The organism is Haloarchaeobius caseinilyticus (genome assembly GCF_051207395.1).
GTDB lineage: Archaea > Halobacteriota > Halobacteria > Halobacteriales > Natrialbaceae > Haloarchaeobius.
The window spans coordinates 364,864-383,342 of record NZ_JBPJZC010000005.1; the positions used below are offsets into that span (position 1 = coordinate 364,864).

The 18,479-nt window shown below is 62.8% G+C and carries 15 protein-coding genes; 9 read left to right on the forward strand and 6 right to left on the reverse strand.

Features of this window, described 5'->3' with window-relative positions:
- Positions 1-171: 171 nt before the first annotated feature.
- Positions 172-3,102, forward strand: a complete 2,931-nt coding sequence (locus tag ACSC1P_RS21525) for a PAS domain S-box protein (protein ID WP_435362277.1) — start codon at positions 172-174, stop codon at positions 3,100-3,102.
- A 183-nt stretch (positions 3,103-3,285) separates the two neighbouring features.
- Positions 3,286-3,651 (forward strand): winged helix-turn-helix transcriptional regulator, encoded by a 366-nt coding sequence (locus ACSC1P_RS21530; protein WP_435362278.1) that lies wholly within the window; start codon positions 3,286-3,288, stop codon positions 3,649-3,651.
- Between the two features lie 412 nt (positions 3,652-4,063).
- On the opposite strand, the gene ACSC1P_RS21535 is transcribed toward ACSC1P_RS21530, so the two are convergent.
- Positions 4,064-4,450 carry a winged helix-turn-helix transcriptional regulator gene (locus ACSC1P_RS21535; RefSeq protein ID WP_435362279.1) on the reverse strand — a complete coding sequence of 129 codons (387 nt, stop codon included), beginning with the start codon at positions 4,448-4,450 and terminating at the stop codon, positions 4,064-4,066.
- Positions 4,451-4,687: 237 nt separating this feature from the next.
- Between ACSC1P_RS21535 and ACSC1P_RS21540 the strand changes: the two genes are divergently transcribed.
- The 4 genes from ACSC1P_RS21540 to ACSC1P_RS21555 all read left to right on the forward strand — a co-directional run bounded on the left by ACSC1P_RS21540 (position 4,688) and on the right by ACSC1P_RS21555 (position 8,200).
- Positions 4,688-5,539, forward strand: a complete 852-nt coding sequence (locus tag ACSC1P_RS21540; RefSeq protein WP_435362280.1) for a hypothetical protein — start codon at positions 4,688-4,690, stop codon at positions 5,537-5,539.
- A complete protein-coding gene (locus ACSC1P_RS21545; RefSeq protein WP_435362281.1) occupies positions 5,514-6,431 on the forward strand; it encodes a hypothetical protein in 918 nt (305 codons plus the stop codon). The genes ACSC1P_RS21540 and ACSC1P_RS21545 overlap by 26 nt, the downstream gene beginning before the upstream one ends.
- A 39-nt stretch (positions 6,432-6,470) precedes the next feature.
- Positions 6,471-7,613, forward strand: coding sequence for a DUF63 family protein (locus tag ACSC1P_RS21550; protein WP_435362282.1), 1,143 nt, complete (start codon positions 6,471-6,473; stop codon positions 7,611-7,613).
- A 143-nt stretch (positions 7,614-7,756) separates the two neighbouring features.
- Complete coding sequence (locus ACSC1P_RS21555; protein ID WP_435362283.1) at positions 7,757-8,200, forward strand: ester cyclase; 444 nt, start codon at positions 7,757-7,759, stop codon at positions 8,198-8,200.
- Positions 8,201-8,443: 243 nt separating this feature from the next.
- Here the strand turns inward: ACSC1P_RS21555 and ACSC1P_RS21560 are convergent, their stop codons facing one another.
- The 3 genes from ACSC1P_RS21560 to ACSC1P_RS21565 all read right to left on the reverse strand — a co-directional run bounded on the left by ACSC1P_RS21560 (position 8,444) and on the right by ACSC1P_RS21565 (position 11,762).
- Positions 8,444-8,947 carry a hypothetical protein gene (locus ACSC1P_RS21560; protein WP_435362284.1) on the reverse strand — a complete coding sequence of 168 codons (504 nt, stop codon included), beginning with the start codon at positions 8,945-8,947 and terminating at the stop codon, positions 8,444-8,446.
- 109 nt (positions 8,948-9,056) lie between these two features.
- A complete protein-coding gene (locus ACSC1P_RS22130) occupies positions 9,057-9,287 on the reverse strand; it encodes a DUF8028 family protein (protein ID WP_492764737.1) in 231 nt (76 codons plus the stop codon).
- Positions 9,288-9,638: 351 nt separating this feature from the next.
- Positions 9,639-11,762 (reverse strand): S8 family peptidase, encoded by a 2,124-nt coding sequence (locus tag ACSC1P_RS21565; protein ID WP_435362285.1) that lies wholly within the window; start codon positions 11,760-11,762, stop codon positions 9,639-9,641.
- 441 nt (positions 11,763-12,203) lie between these two features.
- Between ACSC1P_RS21565 and ACSC1P_RS21570 the strand changes: the two genes are divergently transcribed.
- Together ACSC1P_RS21570 and ACSC1P_RS21575 are read left to right on the forward strand one after the other, a co-directional pair.
- The gene (locus ACSC1P_RS21570) at positions 12,204-12,518 is read left to right on the forward strand and encodes a helix-turn-helix transcriptional regulator (RefSeq protein WP_435362286.1); all 315 of its coding nucleotides are present in this window, start codon (positions 12,204-12,206) and stop codon (positions 12,516-12,518) included.
- A gap of 681 nt (positions 12,519-13,199) precedes the next feature.
- Positions 13,200-13,493, forward strand: a complete 294-nt coding sequence (locus ACSC1P_RS21575) for a PadR family transcriptional regulator (protein WP_435362287.1) — start codon at positions 13,200-13,202, stop codon at positions 13,491-13,493.
- 369 nt (positions 13,494-13,862) lie between these two features.
- Here ACSC1P_RS21575 and ACSC1P_RS21580 read toward each other — a convergent pair whose 3' ends face one another.
- Positions 13,863-15,263 (reverse strand): M14 family zinc carboxypeptidase, encoded by a 1,401-nt coding sequence (locus ACSC1P_RS21580; RefSeq protein ID WP_435362288.1) that lies wholly within the window; start codon positions 15,261-15,263, stop codon positions 13,863-13,865.
- Positions 15,264-15,449: 186 nt separating this feature from the next.
- On the opposite strand from ACSC1P_RS21580, the gene ACSC1P_RS21585 reads away from it, so the two are divergent.
- Positions 15,450-15,911 carry a hypothetical protein gene (locus ACSC1P_RS21585; RefSeq protein WP_435362289.1) on the forward strand — a complete coding sequence of 154 codons (462 nt, stop codon included), beginning with the start codon at positions 15,450-15,452 and terminating at the stop codon, positions 15,909-15,911.
- A 54-nt stretch (positions 15,912-15,965) separates the two neighbouring features.
- Here the strand turns inward: ACSC1P_RS21585 and ACSC1P_RS21590 are convergent, their stop codons facing one another.
- Positions 15,966-18,362: a DEAD/DEAH box helicase gene (locus ACSC1P_RS21590; RefSeq protein ID WP_435362290.1), complete on the reverse strand. Its 2,397-nt coding sequence runs from the start codon at positions 18,360-18,362 to the stop codon at positions 15,966-15,968.
- Positions 18,363-18,479 lie beyond the last annotated feature (117 nt).

The window sequence follows — 18,479 nt, forward strand, 5'->3', positions numbered from 1 at the left end:
GCACACAGTGCCGGGGCAGCGGTACTCCCTCTGACATCGGGTCGGCCTGCACGACCCCCGTGGGCCGGCATCTCGACGCATTACAGGCAGCGTAAAGTGCATGTTTTTTGATACCTCACCGTGCTATACTTAAATAGATACAGAGACTATTCTACGGGTAGGTGAGGGGGGTTGGAAGAGGAATTCAACAGAGCCCACCGGGGGGAGCGGCTCGCATCGCCTCACGACACGGCCGAGTACTCGACGGTCGACCGAGCACTCGCTGAGTCAGGCATCGGGCTAATCGAAGTAGACGGTACAGGAACGATAGTGACTACCACACCGGTCGTCACGAGCGCGCTCGGGTACGAATCCGACGCACTCGTGGGCAGACCGGTGTCGGCCCTGTTTTCGGAGGAGACCGTCGAGTCGGCACTCAGTCGACTCGCACACATCGCCGCCGTCGACGTGACCGTGGCGGTCCCGCACCGACATCACGACGGGCACGTACTCCCGCTTTCGGTCTCCGCGAGTCGACTCGACGACGAGAGCGAAGTAGAGTACACCGTCGTCGTCCACGCACCGACCGGCGACGACAAGATGCCGACCGGCGACGACAAGATGCCGACCGGCGACGGTAGAACAGCGACGACGGCCGAGGCCGAAGCGTCGACTCCATCGACAGACACCAACGACGACAGCGAGCAACCGACGTGGTACCGAGACGTGTTCACCCGGAGCCCCGACGCGGTGTTGCTCGTCGACACCGGCAGGGACACCATCCGTGACGTGAACCCTCGCGCGTGTGAACTGTTCGGATACGATTGTGCGGCGCTGGTCGGCCGGTCACCGGACGACCTCGTCGTCGCGACCGGCGAGCCCACGTTCTTCGAGCGTACTCGCGAGGCCGAGTCGTCGTGGACCGACGAACTCGACTGTGTCACCAACGACGGCCGGCGGTTCAGAGCGGAACTGGCCGGGTCGGTCGTCACCGTCGACGACCAGCCAGTCGTTCTCACGTTCGTCAAAGACATCTCGGAGCGAGAACACTACGCTCGCGAGAGCCAGCGACACCTCCGAGCGATGGACGCAGCACTCGACGGAATGGCCTTGCTGGACGCCAACTACACCGTGACATACGCGAATCGGGCGTTCGCGTCGCTGCACGGGTCGGGACTCGACGACGTGGTCGGGTCGAACTGGCAGGCCCACTACACCGAGGAGGAGTGGCGGCGACTCGCCTGGCAGGTCGTCCCAGTCGTCGAACGCGACGGTGGCTGGCGCGGCGAGGCAACCGGGCAACGGACCGACGGCGCGACGTTCCCACAGGAACTCTCCCTGAGTGAGCTCGACGACGGCAGCCTCGTCTGTGTGGTCAGAGACATCAGCGACCGGAAAGACCAACTGCAGCGATTCCGCGACCTGAACGAAGTGACCCGGGAACTGATGGAAGCCGAGTCGGAAGCGGCGGTTCTCGCACTCGGTAGCCGGGCAATCACGGAAATCATCGGCCTCCCCCTCCACGCGATTCGACGCTACGACGCCGACTCGGAGACGCTGGTGCTGGCCGAAGCGCCCGACACCGTCGCCGATGCACTCGGGCCGCGCCCGGTGTACGACGTTGCAACGACGCCGGCCGGCCGCGCGTTCCAGACCGACGAGACCGTCATCACCGTCGTCGACGAGGGTGACCAGTACGGTCGCTACCCACTCTCCGAGAGTATCTACGTCCCGCTCGGCGACCACGGCGTCGTCAGTATCGGTACCACCGCCCCCAGCGGGTTCGAACGGGCGCAAATCGACCTCGCGGAACTGTTGGCCGCGAACGTCACCGTCGCCCTGCGGCAGGCGACCCGCGAGCGAACGCTGCGCGAGATGCAGACCAGTCTCGCCGCCCAGCGCGACGAACTCCTGACCCAGCGCGATAAACAGTCGATGTTGCTCGGGGTCAGCGAACTCGTGAGCGACATCGCGGACGCGACCCTGCGCGCGACCAACCGAGCAGACATCGAGCGGACCGTCTGTGAGCAACTGGCCAACTCGGAACTGTACCACTTCGCGTGGATCGGTCAGTACAGTCCCGGCCGCGGCCGCATCGTCCCCCGTGCCGCCGCAGGCGTCGACGAAGGACTGCTCGACGAAATCGCACAGATACAGCCCACCGACGCCGAACAGCGCGCACTCGACGTCGCTATCGAATCCAGCGAGGTACAGGTCGTCCGCGGCATCGAGGGCGACGTTCGGTTGCACGAACCGGTCCGGCGGGCCGCGTTCGAACGCGGCTTCGAAGAGGCCATCGCCGTCCCGCTGACCTACGAAGGACGGAACTACGGCGGACTGGTCGTCATCGCCAGCCACCCCGACGCCTTCGGCGAGTTCGAGACCGAACTGTTCGCGATGCTCGGGGAACTGGTCGGCTACGCTATCCGGGCGACGACCGACCGCGAGTTGCTGTTCAGCGACTCGCTCGTCGAAGTCGAGTTCGAGAGCTACGACCAGCACGCGGCACTCGTCGCCGTCACGGCCGACCTCGACTGCACGTTGTCCCTCGCGGGCATCGTCGCGGACGGCGACGACGGGACGCGCTACTACTACCTGCTCGAAGACGCGCCGGCGGCGGCCGTCATCGAGCGAGTGAGCGAAGACCCCGGCGTCGAGCGCGTCGAAGTCATCAGCGAGCGCAACGGCGAATCGCTGCTCGCGTTCGACTTCTCGGGCGGTTCACTCGTCCACGCACTCGTGAGCTACGGCATCCGAGTCCGCGAACAGCACGTCTCCGACGGGACGACGCGCATCGTCGCCGAGGCCCCGACGCACGAAGACATCCGTGACGTGGTCGACTTGCTGGTCGACCGCTTCCCCGAGACCGAGGTCGTCGCCATCCACGAGCGCAGCCAACCCGTCAAAACGGTCAACGAGTGTCGCCACCTGCTGCTGTCGTCACTCACCGACCGGCAACAGGCGAGTCTCCAGACTGCCTACGTCGAGGGGTACTTCGACTGGCCGCGGCGGAGCACCGCCGAGGAAGTGGCTGACCGACTCGATATCGCGTCATCGACGTTCCACCAGCACGTTCGTATCGGCCTGCAGAAACTACTGGTCTCGTTGTTCGAAAAACCCTGATTGTCTCGGTTTCTCCGTCCTCGATTACCCCTCAGTACGACGTGTCAATTTTTGGCTACCGACTCCTCTCGGTATCAGCCACGGAGGCACCAGGCAGTTCTATTCTGACCTGCGAAATATGCCGACGAGTGGAGGGTCTGCGCTAATCCCCCTTGGGGCTATAGATAGAAGGGAGAGATAGGCATGAACAGGTCATTTGGCGATTACAATTCGGTTCGGGAGCGCGCAGCGGCTGAAGCAGCGGTCCGTGAGTCGTTCGAGACAGCGAACCCGTTGACCGCGGTGGCGACGCTGCTCGGACGTAAGTGGCACCTCGTGATTCTGGACGAACTGTTGGAAGGGGGTCCGCAGGGGTTCAGTGCGCTGCAGCGACAGATCGGGGGCATCTCGAGCAAAGTCCTGTCCGAGAGCCTCTCGGACCTAGAAGAGAAAGAACTCATCTCGCGTGCGGTCGTCTGCGAGAAGCCGTTCCGCGTGGAGTACTCGCTGACGGAGCGTGGGCAAGCACTCACGCCGGTCATCGAGGCCGCCCGCCAGAGTTCCGTTTAACCACGTTCAGTTCGTGGCCTATCCTGGGGGGATGGGGGGACACGACGTGGACACATTCACTGCACTTTTTCGGCGATATTCGTGACCGACGAGCTATCGCACTAGCGGTCGCGTTCGGCGACGGTTCCAGTGTCGATCGTATCGACGACGGGTCCAGCATCGCGACAACGACGATTCCACAGTGTCGCGACGACGGCGACTGCTCCAGCATCGTACTGGCGGCGACAGGTCCAGCGTCGTACCGGCGACGATGGCCCGACGATGGCCCGACGCTCGGTCAGCCACAGTCGATGGACGACGGACGATGCGGACAGCCGACGACACTGACGCTCGAAGGAAAGGGAAAACAGCGAAAAACAGCGAGCGATAGCGCTCGCTCGTGAACTGTAGCGGAGACCGAGAAGGAGACCGTTCAGAAGTCGACGCCAGCCTGCTGGTCTTCGGTGAGCATTTCGGGGACGAGGTGTTTCTCGCCCCACTGGGCCATACTGTCGATGACCGGTTCGAGGTCCCGCCCGCGTTCTGTCAACGAGTACTGCACTCGGAAGGGTCGGTCGCTGACGATGCGTCGTTCGACCAGTCCGAGTCGTTCCATCTCGCTCAGGTTCTCAGAGAGAACCTTGCTCGACACGCCGTATATCTCCTCGCGCAACGCCGAGAAACCGAGCTCGTCGTTCGAGAGCAGCCGGTGGACGATGGCCGGGACCCACTTCTTTCCCAGCACGTTGCTGGCCGCCGTGATGGAACACCAGTCATCACTCTTATACCAGAGTTCCGGATTGTCTGTCGTCTCCTCCATACACTAGTGAACTAGTGCTGATGAGCTAAAAACCGATACCCGTGCGCATGTGGCGCGACTCACTACGTTTCGTACCGCTCGGTGGGGGTTTCGTCGGTCAGTGGTCGAAGCGTAAGTGGCGAACGACGGGGTCAGTCACTCCCTCAGGCGTAGGAACCACACCAACCCGACCACACCTTACGTGGCAGATAGTTGATTGTTTATTGCCGTCACAGACTTACTTGTGAATGGTAGAGTATGGAGGAACTTGAGCAACTGACGAAGCGAGACTACTTGAAGTTAGCCGGAGCTTCGCTCGGGGCACTCGCGCTCGCGACGGGCGGGTTACTCATATCGGGTAACAAGCCGGCAGCCGTAGACCCCGGGACGAACCCCGGCGACGTGACTCCACCGGGTGGTGACAACCCCGGTGACGTCGGCGGTGGCAACACCGGCGGCGGCAACAACGGCGGTGGCAACACTGGTGGCGGTAACACCGGTGGTGGCAACACCGGCGGCCCCGGCGACGGTGGCTCCGGTGCCGTCGACCCCGGTGACGGCGGCCCCGGTGACGGTGCTGTCGACCCCGGCGACGGCGGTGACCCGGACATCGGCGGTCCCGGCGATGGTGGCAGCCCTGGCCAGGGTCCGTACGTGGTGGGTGACCTACTCGACTTCGAGCGCGACGACGACGGGAACATCGACTTCACCTGGCTCGGGATGGACTTCGAGACCAAGCACTACGACGAAGACGTCGAGTTCCTGGTCGACAACGGGTTCATCTACCTCGACTTAGAGACCAAGGCCAACGGGGCGAAAGTCGAACTCACCATCGAGACTCCGACCGACTACGTCGACCTCGAAATCGACGGGAACGAAGTCGAGTTCGAGACGGCCGGCGGTGCCGAGAAGTTCGAGGACGACTACTCGGAGATCGAGTACCGCGGCTACTACATCGACTTAGAGTTCGACTACGACCGCCGTGACCTCGAGGTCAAGGGCGAGTTCCTGCTCGAATTCGACGCCCTGCGGGGCGACCTCGAATTCCGAGGCTTCGGTATCCACCTCGACTGGGAGGCTGGTGGTGACTTCGAGGCCCGACTCGTCTGAGCCGGACCCGGCCGACCGCCCCGGTCTCATCGAGCGACTGCACCGGGGCATCGTCGGGGACGTGTCCGCACGCACGAGTGACGACACCGACCCGGGAAGCGACGAGCAGGCGACGGTCGAGTGGCGGCCGGTCGCGGACACTGAGCGACAGCCAGTAGCCGAGGCCGACCGACCGGAAGCCGACGACGAGTCGGACACGCCCGTGATTACGTTCGACGACCCGGAACGGCCGCATCCGGTCGAGCGACACATCCGGTTCGACGAGGTCGACGACCGACCGACCGCAGCTGGAGTCGACGACGCGGCGGCCACTGCTGACACGGCGGCCGCTGCCACCGACAGCGATGCCGACGACTGGCAGGCTGTCGAGACGGCGGCGAACGCCGACGAACCGGCCCCCGAGTCCGAAGCAGCCGTCGAGGTCGCAGACGCAAACACGGCGGCGACCTCAGCGACCCCGCCAAGCGTCGCGAACGCGCTCGCGGCCGAACTGGCCGCGGGCACCGTCGACGAGGAGGCGGTGGCGATTCTCGCGTCGCACTTCGACCGCGCGACCAGCGAACGGTTGGCGGAGATGAACCGGCGCGTCGGCGCACTCGAAGCCTTCGTCGACGCACTGGAGACACAGCTCGTCACGTCCGTCGCGGATGCACAACTCGCCGCGCAGGTGGCGGACGTGGCCGACCGCGTCGAGCGTGTCGAGCGCGGCAACCGCGACGCGCTCCTCACCATCTCGGACGAGGTCGACCGACTCGCGTCAGTCGTCGAGGCCGAGGACGCCGAGGCGGCCACCGTGGCAGCCCGGTTGACCAACCTCGAACGCTGGCAGCGAAACCTCGGCGAGTCACTCGCCGCGGCGCTGCAAGCCGGTCCGGGTGACCGCCGGCGATGACCCTCGTTCCTCCGCTTTCAGTACATATTAGGTGACACTATGCACCAGTTACGCCAGCGCCTCGATGTCGACGTTCACCCGTTTTTCCTCTGGGTGACTACTGCCCTCGTGGGAACACTCACGCTCGCGGTGACTATCCGACACCCCGCGACGAGGCCGACCGTGATGGGGGTCCTCTGGCCCTCGCTCGTCGGTCCCATCACCGCGCGTGGTGCGAACGTCCAGTGTGCCCTCCTCGACGGCAGTCGCTTCCGCTACACGGCCGAGCCCTGTATCGCCCCAGTCGGCGGCTTCGCCGCCACCCGTGAACTATCCGTCCTCGGCGCGCTCGTCCTCGCGGTCGTCCTCTTGTTCCTGTTACTCGGGACGTTCTTGCTCGTCTCGTGGCTCGACGACCGCGCCGGCCAGCAGTTCGTCTACGCGTTCGTCCCGTTCATGGTGGTCGCTGGTGCGCTGCTGGCGCTCGCAGAGGCGACCAACAGACTGCCCGATGGCCCGAGTGGACTGCTTCGCTACCCGCTCAATCTGGTCCTCGTCCCACCGGTGACGCACTTCGTCGTGTTCACGCTGGCACTGGTGACCGTCACAGTCGGGGCAGTGCTGGTCGACCGCGGCGTGCTGGCCCGCTACGACCGCTTCTCGCTGGCCGTCGCCGCCACCGTCCTCGTCGTCGTGTTGGGGCTGGTGAGTGCCCACGCCAGCCGCGTCGAATCGGCACCACACCCAATCCAGGGGGCGGTCGTCGTGCTGGTCGTCACGACACTGCTGGCCGTGGCCCTCTGGGCGCTGCTCGCACGCGTCTCGCCCCAGGTCGTCTTCGGCATCGGCGCGATGGGACTCGTGGTGTTCTGGGCGTTCCTGCTCCGCGGGGTCGCGACCGTGGTCGCACTCGACTGGACCAGGCAGCTCGGCTTCGGGACGGTCGCGTACGAACCCGGTGCGGTCGAACACGGCGTCCTCGCCCTGACCGGCTGGCTGCTTCCTGCGGCGGTGACGAGCGTCACACAGACCGCGTGGCCGTTCGTCCTGCTGCACGCCGTCATCGCCTTCGTCGTCGCCGGAAGCTTCGATAGTGAGGAACTGTCGACGACGCCGGTCGCGCTGTTGCTCCTGACCGGTGTCGTCGCCCTCGGCGTCGTCTCCGGCGTACAAATCTTGGTCGAACTCGCCGTGGTCCGCTAGCGAACAGTGAGCGGACAGCGACCGAGTTGCCAGATAGACATAAAAAATAGCTAAGATGTCGAGCAGCGTTAGTGTAGCTAGGCTCACTCCGCAGTGATAGCGCGTAGCAACGTGATGCGTCGCATCGTGAGTCGATGTACAATATGACGAAACAACAAGCCACCACGGCAGCGGTCGAGCACGTGGTGCGAAGACTGTACGAGGAAGTATGGACACTGGGTGACCTCACTGTCCTCGACGACCTCTTGGCCGAGGACGTCGTCTCCTTCCTTCCCGGGCCACCCCAACCGTCGCGTGGTGTCGACGCCTACCGGGAGACCGTCGAACAGTTCCGGGTCGCCTTCCCAGATATCCGATTCGGCCTCGACGACATCGTCGCCGACGGCGGTGTCGTCGCCGCCCGTTACACCATGCGTGGGACTCACGAAGCAGACTTGCTCGGCGTCCCAGCATCGAATCGCTCGGTCGAGATGCGTGGCGTGGCGTTCGCCACGGTCGTCGACGGGAAGATCGCAGAGATACACGACAGCGCCGATACCCTCAACCTCCTCTTTCAGGTCGGGGGGATGCCAGCCAGCGCGGCGTAATCGGACAGCAATCGTGGTGCAGGCGTGGACTATGGACTAGCGTCGTCGAACCGAGCCACGGCACCGGGCGTGTACACGAAGGCCAGAATTAGTACCACGAGTAGTGAAACAGCCGCACGCGTAGTAGACAACGATACGAGTAGTGGAACAGCCGCACGAATAGTAGGACAGCCACACGAATCGAAAAACGTCTCACGACCGAGTCACGCCGGAGTGACGACCGTCTGACCGCGCACGACCGACTCAGGCCTGTCCAGTCAGTTTGGACGGTTCGGGCTGTGAGCGCACGTAAGCCAACATGTACGCGCCTGCCAACACGAGACCGTAGACGAGGTGGACGAGCAGGCCCATCCCGTCGAGTGCGGGAATCGTCGGGTCGGCCATCACGCCCATCGAGTCGAGCCACATCGGCATGAGGACACCCGCACCGACGAACCAGAGGCCGATGCTGTACGTCATCCCCAGCGCGCCGACGGCCAACGTCGACGCCAGATACCGGTGCATCGGAGTGTAGGTCAGCACCAGTCCGAACACGATGGCGAAGACGAGGCTCAACAGGAGGTGGACCAGCCAGCCCATCGTCACGCTCTCCTGTCCTGCCAGTCCGCCCACCATCGTCATGGTCTCTGTGGAGTACTGCAACAACAGTCCCATCACGACACCACCAGCCAACCCACCGACGAGCATCGGCAGAACCGGCGGCTCTCGGTCGGTCGAAATCACTCCCACGTAACGTTTAGTAGTCATAGCTTCTCCGTGTGTATTCTACTCACTACACAAGGATAACACGAATAGTAACGCCGCCGAAAGGAACAGTGGGACCACTTACCGCCTGTGAGAGCCGCGAACCGATACGCTACTGTTTGGCGTGTCGATGCCCGGCGACCAGTGCGGCGACGTTCACCACCAGTGTCCCGAGAAACGCAATCAGCGTCGTTGGGGTCGTAATGCCGAGTACCATCAGGAAACAAAGGGGAATCGGTAACATAATTGCGAGCCAGAACGCGACCCACCCGAACACACGAGCGAGTGACGACCCCAGGTACTTCCAGAGAATCTCCTGTGGCCGTGCACTCGTCGATACCATGAACTGCTCACCGTACTCGGTCCGCGAGGGCCGTTCCACGTCGGGAACCGTCCCTCAGCGTATACTACGCGCGACTAAAATTTAAAAGAGCAGCTATATCCGTGGTACGTCACCTACCCCCGCGTTACAGCCGTAATCGTGTAACGCAATACGGTCTCTCGCGGCTGCCACGTCGTGTGGCACGAATCGGCGCGGTGGCCGAGATGATGGTAGCGTGGCCGGAGTGGCCGACGTGGCCAGACCGATTCGAGCGGACGGCGACGCCGTCCGCGTCGAGGCGGCTGCACCGCCTCACTCTGCCCGCGAGGGTGACCGTTCTCCCCTACTGCAAACTCCCTTCGTTCTCCCTTCTTAGCTCTGCGTGACGAACTCGAACTCGTCGCTGAAGACCTCGTTGCCGTTGTCGTCCCAGGCGCGGATGCGGCTGACGTGCGTCTCGCCGCGGCGCAGGCCCCAGACCATCTCGTCGATCTCGCCGGGGCGGTAGAGGGTGTCGGCGTCGTCGACAGCGAACGTCGAGGACTTGTTCCCTTTCATCCAGTACTGGAACTCGGTCTGGACGCGGCCGACACCGTCGTCCATCCGGGTGAGCTCACCGACGAGCTTCGCTGCACCACGGGTGACCCAGTCGGTGCCCGTCGCCTCGACGGCGAACGGCGCGTCCGGGTTCGGCTCGTCCGGCTCGTCGGGTTCGTCGGGCTCGTCCGGCTCATCGGGCTCGTCCGGGTCGTCCGTCGAACCGGTCGTGAACGTGAGTTCACTGCCGAAGTCCTCTGCCTCGCTCCAGTCGGGGTCACCGTACGCGACGAACACGTAGGTCGTGTCCGTGCGGAGGTCACTGATGTCGAACGTGAACTCGCCGGGACTCGTGCGCTCGCCGACCTCGCGGATTTCGAGCGTCGCCTTCTTCTTGCCCTCTGCCCAGTAGTGGAAGCCGACGTCGGCCTCGTCGAAGTCGCCGAGACCCTGCAGGTTCCCGACGAGCGTGGCCGTGTTCCCGCCGACGTTCGTCGCCGGGGCGGTCGAGACGTTCAGGCCGCTGCCCGTCGTGAACTCGACTGCTGCGCCGGTAACCTCGCTGTCGCCGTCGGTGGCGTACGCGAGGAACTGGTACGAGACCTCTGCGGTGAGGCCCGTGACCGCCTGCGAGAACTCGCCGGTGGCGTCGCGCGAGCCGACCTCGACGGTCTGTTCCGTGCCCTCGCGGTCGCCGGACTCCCAGTAGCGGAAGCCGACCGTCGCGGACGAAGAGTCGCCGAGTCCGGTCAGGTTACCGCCGAGCGTCGCCTCGGTCTCGCCGAGTTCCGTCACCGAGCCAGTCTCGACGCCGAGCGGCGTCGGTTCGGGCTCGTCGGGTTCGTCCGGCTCGTCGCCGCCACCGCCGTCGCCGACGGCTTTCTCGACGTTGAGCAGACCGGCACCCTGTTCGTTCGAGTCGTGGCCGAGGTCCTCGGCCGTCTCGGTGAGTCGCTTTCGCGTCTCCTCGGCGCTGAGGCCCTGTGCGCGAAGCAGTCCGGCCGCACCGGCGACGTGGGGCGTCGCCATCGACGTGCCGGAGTACTTCTTGTAGTCACCGTCTTTGACACACGAGAGGACGTCGGACCCGGGCGCACAGATTTCGACCTCTTCACCGGTCGAAGAGAACTCGGACATCGCGTCGCCCTCAGCCGTCGACCCGACCGCCATCGCTTCGGGGTACGCACCGGGGTAGTGCACACAGTCGGTACACGGGCCTGCGTTCCCTGCTGCGGCGATGATGACGCAGTCTCGCTCCTGTGCGTACTGGAGCGCGTCCTGAATGGTCGAAGAGCCAGACGACGCGCCCAGGCTCATGCTGAGGACGCCGTAGCCCTGGTCTGCGGCCCACTTGATGCCCTCCGCGACACCGCTCGCGGACCCGGAGCCCTCACCGGAGAGCACCTTCACCGCGTGCAGGGTCGCTTCGGTCGAGACGCCGACGACACCTTTGCCGTTGTCCACCGCGTTGGCGATACCGGCACAGTGCGTGCCGTGGCTGTGGTCGTCGTCCCAGTCCTCGTTACAGTCGCCACCGGAACACTCCTCCACTGCGTAACCCTCACCGACGTTGGCCTGCAGGTCGGGGTGGTCGGAGTCGATACCCGTGTCGAGGATGGCGATGTGCGCACCCTCACCGGTCTTGCCGTTCCCGTGGACGACGTCCGCGTCGACGCGGTCGATGCCCCACGGTTTGGTCTGTTCGAGCGCGTAGACCTCGATGTCGTCTTCGACGTATCGGACGTCGCTCTTCTTCTCCAGGCGAGCGACGGCCTCGTCGGAGAACGAACCGACGATGACGTCACCGCGGTCTCCGAAGTCAATCTCGTTGTCGACAGAATCAGCCTCGTTCTTCGCCGCCTCGATACCGAACAGTCCTTTGGTTCCGACGACACGACGTTTGCGTGTAGTGCCCGACCCTCGGGCTGCGGCCGTGCCGATTATTTCTGCGGCGACCACACCGCCGCCTATACTTTGCAGTACTCGTCTGCGTGAAGTTCGCTTGCTGCTCATTTGTTGTTTGCACCGGTTACCCGGGGGGAACTGGGTAACCACGGCGTTCTCAGTCTCAGTCTGAAACTGAGCTACACTGGGGATATCGGGGGGTTTGCCTTAAATCTATTTCACAGAAAGTCACATTTCCAATAATAAGTTGGGATTTAATCGCTTAGATTTGAGTTTTTAAAATTGTGAGAAGTCGTGTCATACCACGCCGTAGTCTGGCGAATCCGTCGCTGAGAACGCCGGTTTGGATAGTGAATTGTTAACAACCAACATTGCATCGCGGAGTCAGCAATAGGTCACTCACTACATCAATCGTAACTGAGATACATGAGTGTTATTCGGTGTGCTGACACTGTGTGTAGATGATAAATATACTTGTGACTAATATCGAAGTGGATGCAAGACCTTAGTGGATTCCAGCGGGATCTCCTCTACATCATCGCCAGTCTCGACAGGCCACACGGCCTGGCGATAAAACGAGAACTGGAACGATACTACGGCAAGCGCATCAACGAGGGTCGGCTGTATCCGAACCTCGATGTGCTCGTCGACGAGGGACTCGTTCGAAAAGGACAAAAAGACCGTCGCACGAACTACTACGAGTTGACACGAACAGGTGTCGACGACCTCATGGCTCGACACACCTGGGAAGAGACCAAGTTAGAGAACATCACTGGCTACGAAACAGCAAGCAAGGCACAGTCTTCGTGACTGCGACCCCAGTGACTGCGAAGTGTACGTGAGTATGGCTGCGACGGGCGACAGCGAGATGCTGCCACGCGACGACACGGTAGCAAAAACATCGGAACACGACGGAGGTGGACCGGCCAACTCTACCGCGTTCCACAACTGCATCCTCTGAATACGGCACGTCGATTCCCGAACCGTCGCCACAGATGGTGACCGTTCCATCCGAAGAATCGACGTTTGTCGTAATATCTCTACAGATACAACAGAGTCATATCGTAGAGTAGTAGATTTTGCAGAACGATTTGGCTACTCTGTATTCGTATTTTCACGACTGTCGGGATAGTCCTCGAATTGAAGACCGATACGTTCGGGGTGGAAAGTTACCACGCCTGTCGAAAGTGGTGTGTCAGTAAGGACAGAATCCAATCAGAGTCTTTTTACGGCCCAACTTCCCACGCCTGTGTAACGACTGTCCAAGAGCGGCTCCGGCGACTGGTGACCGTCACGTCGTGCGATTTTCGCCAATTCGAGAAATTCTAGATAGTCCATTATTCCGCTCTAAAGACTTCTGGACCTAATTGTCTCAGTCCAGATACTCCGGAGAGTGTCGAAACCACTCGTCGTAAAACATCCGGCAATCGAATCCCCCAAAATCAATCAAGAAACAAAACGTTCATTTCAACGGCATACTTTTGGCTATGTATGTACGACCTGACTGGATTCCAGCGGGACCTGCTGTACGTCATCGCTGGCCTCGACGACCCGCATGGGCTCGCAATCAAGGACGAACTCGAAGAGTACTACGAATCCGAGATTCACCACGGCCGACTCTACCCCAACCTCGACACCCTCGTCGACAAGGGCCTCGTGGAGAAGGGTGAACTCGACCGCCGTACGAACTTCTACACGCTGACGCGCCGCGGTCGCCGCGAGATCGACGCGCGCCAGGAGTGGGAAGCACAGTACGTCGACCAGATGGAAACCGCAGAAGCGTAAACAGTCGTACATACGCACGGTCCCGCTGCCGACAGGTACGAGGGGCCGGATACGGTTCGAGGTGGGCACACCTCGACGACGTGGGAGGCACCCACGTTCGGGCACACATTTTTTCGCACACTACCCACGAAGCCCCTGCTAGCCGTCGCTGGAGCAGTCTCCGCGACGCGCGGCGTACCGGGAGCGAGGCCCGAGCGCTAGGGCTGAGGCTGTGGCGGCAGAGAGGGGTCAGGGGTGAGGAGCGCGAGGAGAGGGGACAGGGGAGAGAAACGTCGGTCGCCGTCGGCGAAAACGTAGGGCAAGCGGTGAGCGGCGACGGCTACCGCGAAGCCTTTGAACGTCGAGTGGCCGCCATCGAAGCGACCGGATTCACTCCTCGGAACGGTGCTGGCGGTAGTCCAGACAGACGAGTCCGGCACGCGCCTGAATCGCGACCAGTTTCCAGATAGGGATGGTCTCGTAGTCGAGATTCGACTGCATCTCCCCGAGTCGGTCGGTGAGAACTGCTTCGAGCGCGGCTTTCGTGTCCATCAACCGGCTGCGTACGTCTTCGTCAGCACCCATCGCGGCCTGGTCGATGACGCGGAGCAACATCCCGAGGTACGTGAGCAGGTGGTACTGCCGGAGGAATCGCTCGTCGACGTGCGTGGCGACTGTCGCCGGTTCGTTCGTCTCCTCGGCCTCGGCTGCCCATTCGAGTTTGTCGTCACACACACGGTCGAAGTGGTAGATGGCACCGACCGCCTCTTCCGCCATCGCAGTGTCTGGCAGGTACTCTGCGATGGACTGGGCCGCGGCGCGGAGTTCTCGGAGTAGCGTCCGCCTGTGCTGTACCCCTTCGCGGATGACGGCTTCTCGACTGCGGTCCAGTTCGGTCTGGTCCTGAACCCGTGGGTCCAAAAAGTACGGTAGCTCGGCGACGAACTGGACCACGTCGCTGTCGCCGTCGCGTCGGCTGGCGTAGTCGTAGGCGTTCCCCCCGAACAGTACCTCTTCGAGGCTCGGCCCGTCGCCCCGGACACTCTCGTACATGTCGTCGAAGGTGAACAGTTCGTAAATCGCGTCGTCGTAGACCTCGGTGTCGAAGGCCTCGGGTTCGCCCCGGTCGAGCGGCACGTCGTAGTCGCCCGGAATCGAGAGCAGTAGGTCGTGAATCGGTTCGAGGGGTTCGGTGAGGTAGTAGTAGCACCCGCCGAAGGCGGTGTTGTGGAGGCTGTAGATGAACTCGGGGCTGTGCTCGTCGATGACCTCGGCCAGTACCGTCGTCGCGGGTATCGGCTCGTCGAAGGCGTAGTCTTCGTGCTCGATGGGGAACGTGGCTTCGACCTGCTCGTCCGGCGGCGGTCGGTAGAAGTTCTGTGCGTAGTTCGAGAGCGTGAACGGGCCGTCGAACCAGCCCTGATTCCGCCGGACACCGTCGGGGTCGGCGACCGGCATACAAATGAACTCGTAGTCGAGTGACGCCCGCAAGTCGTCGTTCGCGGCGAGTTCGTGGGTGAGGAAGTCGATGGTCATCGAGCCCATCGGTTCGTTCGGGTGGGGCGCGCCGAACAGGAGCGCGCTCCGGTCGCCCTCACCGACCGTGACGGTCCATAGCGTCTCACCGTCGGCGCTCTCCCCGTGTTCCTCGTACGTGACGTGGTCGTACTCGTCGGCGAGTTCGCGACCGCGCTCGCGGTGTTCGGTGACGGTGAAGAACGACTCGTAGCGCGGGACTGCGTCGCCGAGCCCATCGAACGACCGGACGGGCGGTGATGGAGAGCCAGCCATGTGTGTGGATTGCTGTCGGAAACTAATAGTGTTTGACGAGGAATCGTCAAAAGTGGCTTTGCGTCAGGGTGAGAAGGGTGGAGTTTGGGCAGCCGTATACTACGTAGTAGCGGCGGAGGAACACCAACGCAGAAAGCGGCCAGAAATGGCCGATAATACATATTCTCAGACATGATACGGGGTGGTGTGGACGAAATCAGTATAGTAGGTGGTCGTCTCTGGGTCGACGATGGAACATTACGGGTCGACAACAACAAGAAGGCCGCAGCGATAGAGAACTGGACGGACTCTCGCCAGTTGGGAAAATTATTGGTGTCAGTAGTGATGGTTTGCATATTACTACGGATTTCTGGTTTTGATAGGGCACTCGGGGTGAATCCAGCACTGTTGACTGCTGGGGTGTTCGGGTTGATGTTCATATTTCAACTCATACTCGCGGTTTATGTGGAACTCCCTGACGAGATTCCAGTGCAGAAGATAACAGAGGTCAGATTATCGCGTAACCGTATAGACAGAGACGAAATCACGCTACTCCACCCAGAATTTCGGATTAGCAAGCTCACACTACATCTCGAACGGGAGCATCAAGATATCGAACCGATTCGTGATGTCTTCAGAGACGTCGAAATCGATGTCGTAGAAGAATAACGGACACCAGATTGGATACGTCCTCCACGACAGTTTCGTTTTTCAGTATCGAACTCACACGCCCAACCGCGCCAACAACGCGTTCAGCACGTACACCGCCGCGTCGGTGTGCAGCGGGTCGTTGTCGCTGCCGCATTGGCTGTCCATGATGCAGGCGGGACAGCCGCGGGTTCCAGTACAGGAACAGCCGTACACCCGGTTTCGGGTCGTCCGGGCGAGGCGGCCGACGACGTCGTAGATGGCCTTCGCGAAGCCGAGACCGCCGGCGACGCCGTCGTAGATGAACCACGTCGGGCCTTCGGTCTCTTCGTGCCGAAGCATCGAGATACCGCCGAGATCCGATTTGTCCATCATGAGTTCCAGCGGCGCGAGTTTGATCATGCCGTGTTCCGCGCCGTGGAGCCCACCGGCGAACACGCGGTCGCTCTCCACCCCGGAGAGGTCCTCGTAGTCCTCGACGACGTGTCGGACACACTGCTCCTGTAGCGAGTGCGGAAGTTCGACCCAGACGAGTTGCGTGCGCATCGACAGCGGGCCGAGGCCGGTCGGCTGAATCTCCTGTGTGACCTTGCCGGTCTGAATCTCGCGCCGCCGATAGTGGCTGTAGTGCACGTCGACCACGCCGGTACCCCAGCAGACCCGCCAGCCGTCGCCGAGGTCGGTCGAGTCCTCGACTTCCAAGTCGTGAATCTCGGTGGACGAGCGCGTCTCGCTGTACTCGTTCGTCCGGGCGCGCTGGAGCGTGACCGAGGGATTCGGGCCGGACTCGTCGAAGTCCACTACTTCGAACTCCACGCCGTCGTGCAGCACGAGTGCGCCCTCGTGGAACTCGCGGTAGGCCCGCTCGCGGTCGATGGGTTCCATGTCGATGTCGCCGTCGACGCGATGCACATCGAACTGGACGTTGCCCGCGTTGTACATCGAGATGTCCATCTGCGGGCGCGGGCCGCCGTCGTAGGTGACGCCGTGGCCGAGGTCGCCGACCAGTTCGCCGGCATCGAGCCACATCGCGACCGCGCGGTCGAGTCGCTCGCCGTCGAACCAGCGTCGGTCGTCGGTCGTGAGCGGGAGTTCGTGGGCCGCACAACGGACGTGCTGGGCATAGACTGGATTGTTCTCCAGCCCGATGACCGCGTCCTCGACGGCGTCGCCGAGCAGGTACTCCGGGTTGTCGAGGATGTACTGGTCGATGGCGTCGGCGCGGGCCACGAGGACGGAGAGTGCGTCGGCGTCGCCCCGCCCGGAGCGCCCGAGTTGCTGCCAGAACGACTGTCGCGTGCCGGGGTAGCCCGTCATGACCGTGGCGTCGACGCTCCCGATGTCGATGCCGAGTTCCAGCGCGTTCGTCGAGAACACCGCGTCGAGGTCCCCCGATTTGAGCTGTGCTTCGGTGCCGCGGCGAGTCTCCTTGCCGTGGCCCGCGTGATACGGCTGTACGTCGAGACGACCGCGGCCGCCTTTCGGGTGCCCACCAGCCACGCGTGACGCCTGTTTCGCGCTGATTTCGGTGCCCTGTCGAGACCGGGTGAAGGCGAGGGTCTGCACCCCGTTGAGCCCGAGGTGGGCTGTGATGGCCGACGCTTCCTCGCCAGCACTCGTCCGGGCGCGCATGTACTCTTCCCAGTCGGCGTCCGCCGGCAGGTCGTCGGTGTCGAGCGGTGGGTTCCAGAAGACGATGTCACGGGCCCCGTGGGGGCTGCCGTCGTTATCCACGACGGCGAACGGTTTGCCCGTGAGCCGAGCGGAGTGTTCGGCCGGGTTGCCGATGGTCGCGCTCGTGCAGACTATCTGGGGGTCGCTGTCGTGGTGCGCGAGGACGCGCCGGAGTCGGCGGATGGTCCACGCGACGTGCATCCCGTGGACACCGGTGTACGTGTGTGACTCGTCGATGACGAGTAGGTCGCAGTTCGCGAAGAAGTCGAACCAGCGGCGGTGATGGCCGAGGTAGACGTTGACGCCGGCGAAGTTCGTGATGATGACGTCGGCCGTCTCGCGGATGTGCTTTCGCTGGTCCGAGGGCGTGTCGCCGTCGTACACCGCGACCGTGAGGTCGAGGCCGAGGTCGGCGAACAGGTCGTTCAGCTGTCGTTCCTGGTCGCGAGAGAGCGCCTTCGTCGGGTAGACGAGGAGCGACGTCGAGTTCGGGTCGGCGAGGTGGTTCCGAGCGATTTGCAGCGCGTACACCCACGTCTTGCCCGAGGACGTAGAAGTCGCCACACAGACGTTCTCACCGGCTTCGAGCCGGTCGAGCGCCGTCGCCTGATGCGAGTACGGGTCGAACGGGAGGCTGCTCGCGAGTGGCTCGCCGAGAACGTCGTCGGCCGGGACGCGGACAGCCGACTGCGCCGCCTGCGTGGCGACGTGCGTAATCTGGTCGGCGTAGCCTGGGTAGGAGTCGGCGAGTGTTCGCCCGCTGACGGGCCGGTCTCGCTGTGGCGTGTCGGAACTCATTCGATGCCGTCGATACCCCCCATTTCAGTTCGTTGCCCTTAATTCTCACCACACAGAGAAGCGTTGAGGCGTCGAAAATTCGCGGAATCGTGAAAATATTGTGGGTAATGCAGGGTG

Coding starts and splice junctions, on each gene's coding strand:
- ACSC1P_RS21530 (WP_435362278.1), top strand. CDS start 3,286: ATGAACAGGTCATTTGGCGATTACAATTCGGTTCGGGAGCGCGCAGCG.
- ACSC1P_RS21535 (WP_435362279.1), bottom strand. CDS start 4,450: ATGGAGGAGACGACAGACAATCCGGAACTCTGGTATAAGAGTGATGAC.
- ACSC1P_RS21540 (WP_435362280.1), top strand. CDS start 4,688: ATGGAGGAACTTGAGCAACTGACGAAGCGAGACTACTTGAAGTTAGCC.
- ACSC1P_RS21550 (WP_435362282.1), top strand. CDS start 6,471: ATGCACCAGTTACGCCAGCGCCTCGATGTCGACGTTCACCCGTTTTTC.
- ACSC1P_RS21555 (WP_435362283.1), top strand. CDS start 7,757: ATGACGAAACAACAAGCCACCACGGCAGCGGTCGAGCACGTGGTGCGA.
- ACSC1P_RS21560 (WP_435362284.1), bottom strand. CDS start 8,947: ATGACTACTAAACGTTACGTGGGAGTGATTTCGACCGACCGAGAGCCG.
- ACSC1P_RS22130 (WP_492764737.1), bottom strand. CDS start 9,287: ATGGTATCGACGAGTGCACGGCCACAGGAGATTCTCTGGAAGTACCTG.
- ACSC1P_RS21570 (WP_435362286.1), top strand. CDS start 12,204: ATGCAAGACCTTAGTGGATTCCAGCGGGATCTCCTCTACATCATCGCC.
- ACSC1P_RS21575 (WP_435362287.1), top strand. CDS start 13,200: ATGTACGACCTGACTGGATTCCAGCGGGACCTGCTGTACGTCATCGCT.
- ACSC1P_RS21580 (WP_435362288.1), bottom strand. CDS start 15,263: ATGGCTGGCTCTCCATCACCGCCCGTCCGGTCGTTCGATGGGCTCGGC.
- ACSC1P_RS21590 (WP_435362290.1), bottom strand. CDS start 18,362: ATGAGTTCCGACACGCCACAGCGAGACCGGCCCGTCAGCGGGCGAACA.